Below are 12195 nucleotides of genomic sequence, written 5' to 3'. Positions count from 1 at the left end.
CGGGAATATCCAGATCGGTCGGCAATATCTGAGGTGTGCCGCCCGCGACGGACTGGATGGCAAGCTTTTAGGTCGGAGGATCTCTGCAATGACGAACGAGATAGGCCACCTTCGAGCCGTCGGGCGAGAGAGCCAGGTGCGACTTCTCGACACCGTCGGTGGTGACACGCACCTGTCCGCTACCGTCTGGATTCATCGCATAGATATCGGTGCTACCCGCAATCGTGGCCGTGTAGACAAGCTTTCTACCGCCCCCGCCCCCGCCGTTCTGGACGGGATCGGGGCTACTCCCGCTCCCACAACCCATCAGAGGAATCAGCGCGAGCGTCGTCGCGCCGAAGAGGATCGCTCGTTTCATCGATTTTAGTTTCCTTTCTTCGTTCGCCGACAGACCCGGCCCAGAAGCGCCGCCCCACCGAGCGCCAGAAGGCCAAGCGTTCCCGGCTCGGGGATGTTGTTGCCCCCGTTTGCCGCCGCCGTCCGGCCATTCTGATCAAACATCACCTGGCCGCTGGAGATCTCCCGCATGCCCCACTCGGAAATCAGGACATCGTTGCTGTCAAAAAGCTCGATTCGGTCGAGAATATGGGTATTGGAGAAGTCGCTGAAGCCGCTGAATGTCTCTCCGCCCTCCGCAGTGAAGCCGACGTAGGCGACGGTGTGATAGAAGAGATCTATTGGTTGGTTGAGAAGCAGCGGCAGGTTGTAGGAGAATGCGCCGGTTCCCGAGACACTCATCAGCGGGCCGCCGTTTTCCTGCGTGGCGAGGTCGAAGAAGTCGTAGTAGCTCGTCGTGGGAAAGTAGCCCGCCGCGAACCGTAGGTCGGCGTTTGTGACGACGCCAGGGTAGGTTGAAGAGGTCAGCCCCGAGACATTCCAGTGAAAGCGGGTTCGTGCAGGAGTGAGGCTTGTCGGGGTGAAGAACTCCACCTGGGTGTGTGTCCCATGGCTACTCTGCGTGGTGTAGCGTGCCGCCTCAGCATTCTCCACCGACAGGCTGGCAGAGTTTCTCGCCATGAAAAAGTTCGGAGCAGTCGTTGATGACTGGGCGCTAACGGTCGCTTCCCCAACCGGCTCGTTCGTCAGCCCGACAAAAGTGCGACCGAACAGACCTCCATTGACACTTCCCGTATCCGTGCGCCAGGCCGTCAGCACCAGAAAGGTATCGTCAAGAAGAGTGCCTGAGAACGTATCGGTAAATGGTATTGGCTCTCCGATCGAAATCTGCGCACGAGCTGGTATCGTGAGAGCGGTGAGCGCCAGGGAGCTGGCTAAAAGTTGTCGGAAAGGAAAGTACATGGATGGGATGCCTCTGAGTTTTGGTACTTTCCATCATAGAGAGCTTGCGTATGGCCAGCGTATGGTATGTTTTGTGCTACACTTTCTCGTATGGTCTGGCACATCACTTTGCTGGGGAAAATCAGTGCGACACGCGAGGGTAAGACACTCTCTCGCTTCGAGAGCTCGCGTGCGATTGCGCTACTGGCCCGGCTTGCGCTGTTTCCCAACCGAACCCATCCGCGTGAGGAATTAGTCGAGCTACTCTGGCCCGAAGTCGAGCCCGAAATCGGAAGACGACGCTTGCGCCATATTTTAGGAACGCTCCGTCAGCCGCTGGAGCAGGGCTTGCCGCCGGGGAGTGTGCTGATCGCGGATCGCCTCTCCATTCGCATCAACCCGGAAGCGATTGCCACGGATGTCGCCGCGTTCGAGCGCACGCGTGACCGCGCCCTCTACACGGGCGAGCTTCTGCCAGGGTTCTACGACGACTGGATTGTCGAAGAGCGCCACCGCCTAGAAGCCCTGGCCGAGAAGCTAGCTCAACCCTCTTCCGGCGAGGCACGAGCAGATCGGGAAGAGAGGGGAGCTGGCCTGTCTCTGCCGCCCTACCTCACCGCGTTTTTTGGACGAGAGCCTGAGCGCGAGGCGATTGCTGAGCAGCTCACACGCTCGCGGCTGGTGACCCTCATTGGCCTTGGCGGCACGGGCAAGACACGCCTCTCCGTTGAGGTACTTCGAGAGCAGGCTTCCCGCTACGACAAAGTGGCTTTTATCCCACTTGCCGAGTGCGCTACGGCTGAGCAGGTTCCGGGACGCCTGCGTGCGGCTCTCGGGCTACCCGCGACATCACGTGATCCGCTTGCGCAGGTCTGCTGGTACCTGAGTGACTCCCGCACTTTACTGGTTCTGGACAACTTCGAGCAGCTCACCGACTCAGGTGGGGGGGAACTGGTTGAACAACTCCTTGCAAAGCTCCCCGAGCTGACGGTTCTGGTGACATCGCGCCGCACACTCGGCATCGCGGGGGAGAGGCTCTACCCGCTGGAGTCCCTGCCCGAAGCCGACGCACTCGCGCTTTTTCTGGATCGGGTGCAGGCGACGCGCCCCGGTTTTCATCTGACCGACGGCAACCGCGCCGATGTGCTTGCGGTCTGTCAGGGGCTAGAGGGAATCCCGCTGGCGCTGGAGCTGGCCGCCGCCCGGATTCGCGCCTTTACGCCTGCTGAGATGCATCGTGAGCTGGATAAGCGCTTTGAGTGGCTGGCTCGCACGGGGCTAAAAGGGGATAAGGAGGATCGCCACCGCTCGCTTTCTGCCGCACTGGAGTGGAGCTGGCGGCTCTTGCCTGTTGCACAGCAGCGGTTTCTGGCGAATCTTGCGCTCTTTGTAGCACCGTTTACCGCGGCAGAGGCTGCTGTCGTGACAGGCTATCCCGATGCCCGTGAGCGCTTGGAGGCACTGGAGGCCGACTCGCTGATCCAGAGCGCCACAAATGACTCGGGGGAGCAGCAAAACGAGACACGCCATAGGCTGTTAGAGACGGTTCGTGAGTTTGCCCGAGCACGTCTGGAGGAAGAGAGCGCGGCACGGGAGCGGTTTCGTGCCGCCTATCTGGCCCACCCGACACGCGATGAAAACACCGTTATGGCCTGGGAGTACGCCCTCACCGATACGCAGGGGGACGATGCCCATGCCTTTGCCACTCTCACAGATGCCGACTGGGCGGGGCGGCTGGGGGTGGGACGGACGCGAAGCTTCTTGGAGCGTACGCTGGATCTTCCCTGCACCGATGCCGTGCGTCGCCTTCGAACCGCCTACGAGCTTGCCGCCTGCGTCGCACGCGAGCCCGACCGGAAGAGAGCGATGGCACTGATGGTGGAGGCCGTCGCACCGCTGGAGGAGCTCGGAGGCGAGGTTCTGGCAGAAGGCTTGCGACTCCAGGCAACCGTCGGGCAGTACGAGGTGCCGCAGACAGTGACCATTGCGCTCCTGGATCGCTGCCTGAGCCTGACGCAAGACGCAATACGCCGCGCCGATGCCCTCCGCCTGAAAGCCTGTCAGTACCTCTGGACAGAGGACTTCGAAGCCGCCGCTCCTCTCTTTGATGAGGTGGAGACACTCTATCCGCCCGGCGTGCGTGGCCAGCGCCTCTTATTGGATAACCGTGCCCACCTTGCGCGGCGACGAGAGCAGTGGGAGGAGTGTCTGCGCCTCAACCGACTTGCGGCGGCACAAGCGCTCGCAGCAGGAGACAGCGAGCTGGCGCGCAACTGCGATGCCAACCTACCGACGACACTCACGCATCTAGGGCGCTGGGAGGAGTCTCTGGTGGAGGCCCGCCGCTGCGTGGCAGCCGAAGAAGCCAACGGGGATCGTTTTCAGCTACTGGGGGTGCTCTGGAACATGTGCTACCCGTTTCTCCAGGTCGGTGAGGCGGAGCGTGCGACGAAGCTACAGGCAGCTCTGGCGGTAATTTGGGAGCGCGATGTGCGCGCCCTCACCGATGAAGACATCGCGGAGCTAAACGAGTTCCGCGCTGAGCTCGCCGAGGCACTGGGTGAGTCCGCCTTTGCCCAGCTCTGGTCAGAGGGCGAGACACTCACGCTCAAAGAAGCGCTGGCCTTGGCACAGACTACTCGCTGAGGGCCTCGCGGGCTGCGGCGTTCTTGGGGTCTTGCTCTAAGACGCGCTCCAGTTCCTCACGTGATTCTTTGGTGTGACCTAGACAGCGCAGACTCACAGCACGGTTGAGGCGGGCTTCGATAAAGCGTGGGTTGATCTCTAGGGCGCGTGTAAAAGCAGCCAGGGCTTCGTCATCCTGGTCGGCGGCGTGAAGCGCGACCCCGAGCTGGTTGTGCAGGTCGGCGTAGGTGGGGGCGAGGGAGAGAGCCTGTCGGTAGGTATCGGCGGCAGCCTCGAACTGTCCCTTGCGGTAGAGATCCAGCGCCAGCCGGGAATGAAGTGCAATCTCGTCGTCCTGGTTGAGAGGGAGCTGTGCCAAGGCGAGCTCTGCTGCCTCTTGCCCTTGCGCCGCCGCATCGTGGAGGCGGTGCGCATCGGCGTAGCTGGGGTTGATCGCCAGAGCGCGGGTAAAAGCCACCAGAGCCTCGGGGAGCTGACCGAGGGGGATCAGCGCACAGCCCAGCCTGAAGTGCAGGTCTGCAAAGTGGGGGTGAAGCGAAAGGGCCTGCCTGAGGTGCGCAACTGCCTCGTCCGCTGCCGCCTTATCCAGAGGAGTGTTATTGGTCTCACGGTTGAGAACCGCCTGCTGACGTGCCAGCGCCGCGTGGGCCTCGGTGAGATAGAAACGAGCGAGTCCATCCGTAAGTGAGCTACGGCGCGGGTGACTGATGACTGCTTCAAACTCCGTGATCGCGGCCTCATACTTCCCCTCATCGAAGAGGCGCACTGCCCGATCGTAGCCCGTTATATCTTCGTTGCGCCGCAGCATGCGGCCCCACAGTGGCATTGTCTCTCTGTTTCCTTCTGATCGGAATTATAGCACTTTATACAAGATCTGAGAGTCCGTGATGAGGACAGGCTCCAGAAAGGCTGGCTGGTGCACCGACCAGCCTACACCAGAATATCTTTCAGTTTGTATCTCGGAGAACCCGTTCACGACAAGCACATAGCGAATCTGATTCTCCTGTAACAGCTGCTTTCGTACTTCATCATCGGTATTTGCGTTGAAAATTCGGAGAGTGACGTCGTTTTTTTGAGGATAGGCAAGCGTCTCGGACCAGTGCCCGTTATAGCAGATCACGCCCGCCCAGCCCCCAATGTAGGCATTGAGATGTGCGTCTATCTGCGAGTTCAGCATGCCGGGATAGCGCTTCACGGAACTGGGGTCGGGCGAAACAACCACGGCATCGGTCTCGGCGGCATGCTCTTTCAGATAGGCCAGCACTTTCTGGTCGTCGGCGGAAAGATAGGGCTTGCGCGCCGTCGTGCCTGAGTTGCTATCCAATCTCCCAATATCGGCAAGCAAGTACAGCACGTTGGAGGGCACGGTCAGCAGCACTCCAAAGAACGCCGCGATTTTCGGAAAGTCCCCCGAGAGCCGTGCCGTCAGCGCGTCTAGGCCCACTCCCGCCAGCAGACAGATCGGAATATGCGCCCCCATCAGCATCTTCCGCTGAAACGGCACCGGAAGATACGCCACCGCGATCCCGATGACAAGCCAGATGAGGAGAAATTTCCCTCCTCCCCCAGCCCCTCCTCCCAACCCTGGGAGGAGGTTGGGAAGAGGGGAGCCAGATTCCTCCATGCCGCTGCTCTTTCCGTCTCCTCTCCTTCCGCCCTGCCTCCGCAGGGTTGGGAGGAGGGGCTGGGGGAGGAGGGCGAAGAGTAGTGGCAAGCCGAAGCCCAACAGAACCCACCAGAGGGCTGGAGTGAACGTACCTTCATTAGTCCAAGCGCGGGCTTTGAAGAGCGGATCAACACGCGATGCCCACGCGGTGTAGGCCGTGGTGGGGAGGCAGGCTGCGGTGGCGATGAGCAAGCCTTTCCACTCCCTCTTTTCAACCCTCCTCCCAGGATTGGGAGGAGGGCCGGGGAGGAGGGTGAAGAGCTTGCACACCCAGGCGACGGCGAGCAGATGCACGACATCGTAGGTGTGGGAGTTGCCCAGAATCGCTCCGGCGGCGCAGGCGGGCCAGAGGTCAGTGAGCTTTCCGGTGCGCTCGGACTTGAGGAGCGAGGCGAAGAAGACCACCATCAAGGCCGTCATTGGGGCGAAGAGCGGGGAGTAGTAGAGCGAGAGAAATGTTATCGCCTCGGGCTGGAAGGTGTCAATGGGCTGAAGGGTGAAGCCCTTGGCGGGGTTGTAGCCACCCGAAAGCCAGCCAAAACCGGACGAGAAGCACACCAGGGCAAAGGCAAGCTTGCGGGCACGCTCACTCTGAATGGTCTCGTGGAGCAGCCAGACCACGGCGCGGAGCAAGGCCGCGCCACCGAGAACGCGCCCTAGGTGGAAGGCGAGAGGCAGGCCGCTGGCTTTGGCGATGAGCCCCAGCAGTGCGAACCAGAGATAGAGTAGCTTCGGGTTCTGTGCCTCGGTGGAGAAGAGGTTGTGGTGGAGCAGGTGGCCCCGCCCCGCCTCCAGCATCCACGAAAAGTAAACCAAGCAGTCGTCTATATTGCTCGTGAGGCCCGAGTAGAGCGAGCCAGTCGGCGTGTTCAGCCAGCCATAGAGATACGGCCCCGACGCAAGAGTCAGTGCTAGGGCTCCGAGCAAAAGATAGAACCGACGCTCTGGCAATGGCTAGCCTTTATCTTCTAGAAACGCAGTAAGCGTGACGGAGAAAGTGCGGGTCTCGCCAGGAGCGATGTACTGGAGGCGTCCGGCTTCGCGCTCGGCGGCGCGGCCTAGGACTTTGCAGTTGGCGGGCTCGATGCCGCAGACGTACTCGCCCTCGCCCATCATCTTCCAGACGGTCAGGTGCGGGAACTCGGACTGCTTGTAGCTGATGCGCACGCCAAAACCCGACGGGTTCACCATTTCGATCTCGACATCCTCGCCCGGAATGTTGTGGAAGAAGCACTGCTCAGCGTAGTCAGGAGTTGGGGCGGTGAGGGTGTTGGCGGTGGCGTGGCCTGCGGCAGCATCGGCATCGCGGGGGACGCTCGTGGTGCCTTCGGGGAAGCGGATGATGGTGCCTTCCTCGACCAAGGGCCAGCCGAAGTTGAGGTGATAGAGGAGCATCAGGGGTGAAGTCTTGAAACCCTCGTTGGTGACCGTGTCGGTGATGGTCATGCTGGTGCCTCCGACAGGCGTCGAGATGGTGCGGGTGAGCCTGAGATTCTCGCCAAAGACCGTGGCCTCACGCATCGTGCCCTCAAGGAGGATTGTCGCCTCGTCACCGTCCCACTGCGTTCGAGCGCACGTGTCTTCGGCAGGGATGTGGGAGAGGCGTCCGTGAATCCCGAGTGCCTCTTCGCCGTCTTGGTTGGAGGCGCCTGCGTTGCTCAGGCCACAGCCCGTGAGAAGCCCACCGTGAAAGGTCTGGAGCCAGCCGCGTCCCTCGGGGACAAAAGCGTGCGGGCTCGCCCAGCCCGTCGCCGAGACCCACGCGAAGGGAACGCCAAAGAGGCTCGCCGCCCCGATATCCATGCCGCGAGAAAAGAGAACCGTGAAGTCAAGCCCGCCGCCCGAGCGCACCCGCGCTGCTTTCACGCCGCCTTGGACGCCTTCGTCGTAGGTGAAGCGCTCGACACCTGCCACTTGAACCAGCTCGCCAACCCGCTGACGGACTTCCCGCCGCGTGTAGGACTTACCAAAGAGAGTTGCCATGCCTCTGATTTTACCTGATCTGAAGCTTTGACAGGTCGTTGTTAAGTTCGGGGTGATCGTGCTGAAGGTCGCGGAGCTTGGCGCGAACCGCGATCGCCGCTTCTGCCAGTGCCTGCTCCATCTCTGACCGAAGTGCTTGCTGGGCTTGCTGACTACTGGTCTGTGCGAGAACTGTCAGGCGCTGCAGGTAGTCTTGCTCTAGGGCAAGGTAGCGCAGGTAGGCGAGGTGGAACGGGAGGCACGTAGAGTCGGGGAGCTTTCCGGCTAGCTTCTTGTCCCACTGCGCCGCCGATGCCATCAGGTCGCCGGGTGAGGGTGTCGGGCGTGCTTCTGGGGTTGCCGTTTGTGAGGAGGTTGTTGTCTCTGTTGGAGTCGGCGTGAGGCGTAGCGACCATGCCTGCCAGACACGCTGGCGGTCTTGCTCAATGGCACGCACATCACCCAAGTAGCGCATCATGGGGGTCTGCGAGAGTGTTGGGGAGGCTATCTGGCGCCTTGCGACAACAGGGATGAAAGTGGTGGGCTGAGAAAAACGCGCTGGGGGGGACATCGGCTGGATCGGCCCAGGATAGGGCGTGGGACTATGGGAAACTACCGGCGCTCTGCGGAAGCTCTCCCGTGGGGTGAGCTGTTGCTGCTCCCGCTGGTGAAGGCGATAGCTCTCCCCCCAGCGGATCAGCGCGACCATGAGCAGGAAAAGTCCGGCCAGCATGGCGATTAAAACAAGAATTCGTGGGTTCATAGTCGTGACGTCGCTTCCGAGTATAGACCTTCCTTAGTATCGGAAAGTTCCTCCCCATGAGCTAGCCCGCGACGATCTCGACGTTGGCTCGGGGAACGGTGACCTCTTCGCCGGTGCTAGCGAGCTTGGCGCGGAGTACGCGCACTTCGGTGCCGGAGTCTACTTGTACCAGCTGAGTGGGCAGCTCGGTGACGGTTGCCAGAGCACCAAAATACGGCTCACGGATAATGCGGATCTGGCCGCCGGGCTGGAGCGTGAAGTTGAGCTCGGCATCATCGTGCTGGCCAATGCCCTCGTTCTCGGTCTCGTCGGCGACAATTACCTCCGGGCGAATCACCCCTGCGCGAATCTGTGTGGCTCCACTAATGGCAGCGCTGCGGCCCTCTAGCGACTTGAGCAGGTTGAATGTCCGGTTGGCCATCGCAATGGTTCCGAAGCCCTCGGTGAGCACCATGGTGAGAGGGATATTCTCGTGGCCCGTGATCGCGACCCCGATATCGTAGCCTAAGTAGTCCACCATGTCCTTATCCACGATTCCGCCCACCACGATTCCCACAATGCCCAGCTCCGCCGCTTTTCGCAGCGCTGCCCCGGAGATATTCGAGCCGCCGACAATGACTTTTCCTGCCTGACTGGCGTTGATATCACTCTCGGTGAGGGGCTGGTTGGGGCTCTGTGAGACCATCAGAATCGGGGCGCGACGCTCGCCCCCAATGCCGAAGATTCCCTGAATCAGGGCACCATGGGCCGTGATCTCCACGCCCTCGCCCTCTAGGACTTGGGTGATCTTGCCCGGAATGTAGGCCGTGATCTCCACGGGGGTCGGGGACTCTCGGATACCGACATTGCCGGAGATGGGGGAGATGATCTCGATAAGGCCGGAGGTGCTGGCCTTGGCATCGGCGATAAAAAACTTGCCAAAGAGCCCCTTGGTGCGGGCGATCAGGTCGCCTTTCTCCACGCGATCCCCTATCTTGACGGTGAGGAGCTCGGGCACCTCGGAGGCGTCCACGCCCAGCCGCGAGGCCACTTTAACCGTCTGCATGATGCCCGGGAGCTTGGCCTGTGCCACGGCGGTGTCGGGGAGAACCCAGTCGCCTAGATTTACCAGAACCTCACCCTTGAGTGGTAGCCGTCGCGTCTTAACAATTGTCGTTCGCGGGCTGACAGTCAGCCCTGGTGTGTAGCCACTAGCCATGGTTTTCTTTTTGTCCCCAGATTAAGTGATAGTAGAGTAGCGACTCAGTCGCACCGTGCACCGTAAAGTGCGGTGCGCAGTGCGCCTTAAGCTCGCTTTGTGTGAGCCGAATAAAATAAATCCCGCCCGGATGGTGCCCCTCGCGCTCGCTCATCCAGCTCACAGGTGGCCCCCAGCGATAGGCCGAGAGTGCCATTCGCCCGCCGCTTGTCGCTGATTTACACGTCCGTGCTAGATGTTTCAAAGCGCCATCTCGCGCCTCAGGAGTCGGAATGTGCTCATAAACGCCAAACGAGCCCACCCGATCAAATACCTCGGACTTGGTCGGCAGTCGGGAGAGATCCGCCTGTATAAAGAGTACCCGCTCTGTCAGAGATGAGGGGACTTTCGTCTTGGCAACCCGCAGAGACTCTCGGGAAAAGTCCACACAGAGGAGCCCACGGGTGCGCTCTGCAAACGTCTTTGTCATGCGTCCCGTGCCACAGCCGCCCTCCAGCATCAAGTGCGACCGCTCCAGCGGTAGGAACTTCAGAGTCAGTGGCACCTCGTAGTGGGTAAAGAGTTTCAGCCCCAGCATCTGGTCGTAGGATTTCACTTGGGCATCGCGCGCCTGCATCTCTGAGCGTTTTTCACTCGCCTCCGTGTCGTCAGCGGCACTACCCCGCAGAACATCGGGCAAGAGATTCGGAATGCCATCGGTCACTGGGTAGCTCCGCCCGCTTGCCGTGGTCAAAGTCCCGTGCGCACTTGTCCCATCCCATCCCGAAAGCGCCTCGCCCGTCTCCGGGCAGATAAGTAGCGAGAGAAGCTCCTCACGAATTGTCACGGGCGCAGTATAGCCGAGAATACCTAAAATCTACAAGCCCTCCCCCCGCGCACCCCGCAAGCGGAGCCCCCCGCGACCCCCTCCCGATAACGGGAGAGGGTTGGGGAGGGGGAAGCAAGTAGGTTAGATTGCCCCTGCCAGTTTTAGAAACTCCACGATTTCGTCAAAACCTTCTTTCTTTGCCAGGCCGAAAAGTGTTACCGAAGTCGTGGTTATGTAGGGGCCATTGTAGCCGTAGTCAGTCATCCTGAAACCAAGAAGCGCTCCTTGAGGGATTTGAAGATGGATATTTGCCCCGGCATAGACCAGGAGCTGAACGATCTTTAGTTGATTGTGCAGAACTGCCTCAATGAGAGAAATGCTCTGACCTGAGTGATGATTTGGATTGGCACCGGCCCGAAGCAGAAACTCCACCATATTCCACTGTTGTTGACGAACTGCATTAAAAAGTGGTGTCCAGTCGCGGATGTCGGTTGTCTCCAGGAGAGTGGGATTTTCTACAAGTGCGGCTTTTACCTCCTCAACCTTGCCCAACATAACCGCTGACCAGTAATCTAGTATTGCACCTCGTCGAAGCAGTTCCTCTGCAACTTCTGTATTTCCTCGATTCGCCATGAACCACAGCACTGAGATCCCATCCGATCTGGTCACGTGGATGTCTGCGCCTTGCTCTATCAGATAGAGAACACCCTCAACACTGCTTTCTTGTGCCCATTGGAGTAGAGCGGTTTCGCCCTCGTTGTTTTCTGCGTTGACATCAGCTCCATGCTCGATCAGAATCTGGAGCGTATCCACGTCACCATAAAGCCAGGGGGTAAGAATTGGAGTGGCTGCATCGGCATCGCGGGCATTGACATCAGCTCCTGCTTCGAGCAAGAGCTTCATATGAGAATCTTTCCCCACCTGTGCTGCGTAGTGAAGTGCTGTAGCATCATCACCTGTCCAACCGTCGTCCATTCCCGGTTCTCCGATGCCGAGGCGCATGTTGACATCCCAGCCTCTCTCGATTAAAAGAGAAAGATGGTGCGGTTTGCCACGTTTACATACCTCACGAAGAATATCCGCTTCGAGGTTTTTGTTCTGAATAAAAGCTAGCTGCTCTTCCAGATAGTTTGCAAACGCATGATCGTTACGGCTATGTAGAGACTCAATCAAAGCATGACGGAACGACACAATGGAATGTTATACAGTGGGCTGTTTCAATCCTGCTTAATGCTTAGGAGCTTGAAGGTGTCGCGCTGGGAGTAGATCTCCAGGGCACTCCCTCCGGCGACATTTTCATAGCGGGTGCGGATGGCGGGGGTTCCGGCAAAAACGACTTCGATTTCAGGAGTACGGCGGAGGCGCGGGGTGGCTTTCCAGAAGGCTTGGGCTTCGGGGGCACCAAGTAGTAGGCGGCTCAGACCGATGGCGAGGGTGGGGGCGGTGCAGTTGTCACACTGCATGGTCAGGACATACTCGCCGTGTAGAGCATTGAAGCCACCGGGGAGTGTCTGGAGAGCTTTCTCGGGAGCCAGACAGCCGACCCGTGCGGGCTTGCCGCAGTAGGCACAAGTCGCCTGGCCGCGCTCCAGAGCTTGCTGACAGTAGCGAAACCCTGCGGCATCGAGACGGCCCTGCATCGTGCGGAAGCCCTGTGCCTCCCCAATAATGCGCTGTGCCGCACGGGTTGCCAGATCCACGCACTCAAAATACTGGCCAGTTTGAGGGAAGCAGTGGGGGCAGCGCAAAAAAAAGCAGTCCTGAGGATCACGCAGTGCCTGGAGCCGCGCTGTGCCGCATGTTGCGCACCAGAGCTTTGTCTCAACCCAGCACGCATCGCTCTCCGAGATCAGGCCATAGGCAATCGCATCGTC

11 protein-coding genes are annotated in these 12195 nt (G+C 60.1%); 1 reads left to right on the top strand and 10 read right to left on the bottom strand.

All coding sequences use genetic code 11. The features are described 5' to 3' along the window. Positions 1 to 67: 67 nt before the first annotated feature. Positions 68 to 358, bottom strand: coding sequence for a hypothetical protein (locus tag RMO15_RS31110; protein WP_309722469.1), 291 nt, complete (start codon positions 356 to 358; stop codon positions 68 to 70). Positions 359 to 363: 5 nt separating this feature from the next. Beyond that, entirely contained in the window at positions 364 to 1299 is a 936-nt protein-coding gene (locus RMO15_RS31105; RefSeq protein WP_309722467.1) for a PEP-CTERM sorting domain-containing protein, read from the bottom strand. A gap of 90 nt (positions 1300 to 1389) precedes the next feature. Here RMO15_RS31105 and RMO15_RS31100 point away from each other — a divergent pair, with 90 nt between their 5' ends. After that, on the top strand, positions 1390 to 3924 hold the full coding sequence (locus RMO15_RS31100) for an NB-ARC domain-containing protein (protein ID WP_309722465.1): 2535 nt from the start codon (positions 1390 to 1392) through the stop codon (positions 3922 to 3924). Here the strand turns inward: RMO15_RS31100 and RMO15_RS31095 are convergent. From RMO15_RS31095 to RMO15_RS31060, 8 genes are all read right to left on the bottom strand, one after another. Continuing rightward, positions 3914 to 4750: a tetratricopeptide repeat protein gene (locus RMO15_RS31095; RefSeq protein ID WP_309722462.1), complete on the bottom strand. Its 837-nt coding sequence runs from the start codon at positions 4748 to 4750 to the stop codon at positions 3914 to 3916. The genes RMO15_RS31100 and RMO15_RS31095 overlap by 11 nt on opposite strands. 27 nt (positions 4751 to 4777) lie before the next feature. Beyond that, positions 4778 to 6541, bottom strand: a complete 1764-nt coding sequence (locus RMO15_RS31090; protein WP_309722459.1) for a hypothetical protein — start codon at positions 6539 to 6541, stop codon at positions 4778 to 4780. A 3-nt stretch (positions 6542 to 6544) separates the two neighbouring features. Further along, positions 6545 to 7573 (bottom strand): aldose 1-epimerase family protein, encoded by a 1029-nt coding sequence (locus RMO15_RS31085; RefSeq protein WP_309722455.1) that lies wholly within the window; start codon positions 7571 to 7573, stop codon positions 6545 to 6547. Positions 7574 to 7583: 10 nt separating this feature from the next. After that, on the bottom strand, positions 7584 to 8315 hold the full coding sequence (locus RMO15_RS31080) for a hypothetical protein (protein WP_309722452.1): 732 nt from the start codon (positions 8313 to 8315) through the stop codon (positions 7584 to 7586). Between the two features lie 61 nt (positions 8316 to 8376). Then, entirely contained in the window at positions 8377 to 9513 is a 1137-nt protein-coding gene (locus RMO15_RS31075; protein WP_309722449.1) for a hypothetical protein, read from the bottom strand. Beyond that, positions 9506 to 10339, bottom strand: a complete 834-nt coding sequence (locus tag RMO15_RS31070) for a methyltransferase domain-containing protein (RefSeq protein WP_309722446.1) — start codon at positions 10337 to 10339, stop codon at positions 9506 to 9508. Before RMO15_RS31070 ends, RMO15_RS31075 begins: the two co-directional genes overlap by 8 nt. A 123-nt stretch (positions 10340 to 10462) precedes the next feature. Then, on the bottom strand, positions 10463 to 11512 hold the full coding sequence (locus tag RMO15_RS31065; RefSeq protein WP_309722443.1) for an ankyrin repeat domain-containing protein: 1050 nt from the start codon (positions 11510 to 11512) through the stop codon (positions 10463 to 10465). Positions 11513 to 11538: 26 nt separating this feature from the next. Beyond that, positions 11539 to 12195 (bottom strand): hypothetical protein (locus RMO15_RS31060; RefSeq protein WP_309722440.1); only part of this gene is annotated, 657 nt, incomplete at its 5' end.

It is taken from the genome of Armatimonas sp. (genome assembly GCF_031410135.1).
GTDB lineage: Bacteria > Armatimonadota > Armatimonadia > Armatimonadales > Armatimonadaceae > Armatimonas.
The sequence above is the reverse complement of the archived record's forward strand: the minus strand, read 5'-3'. Positions and strand labels throughout refer to the sequence as shown.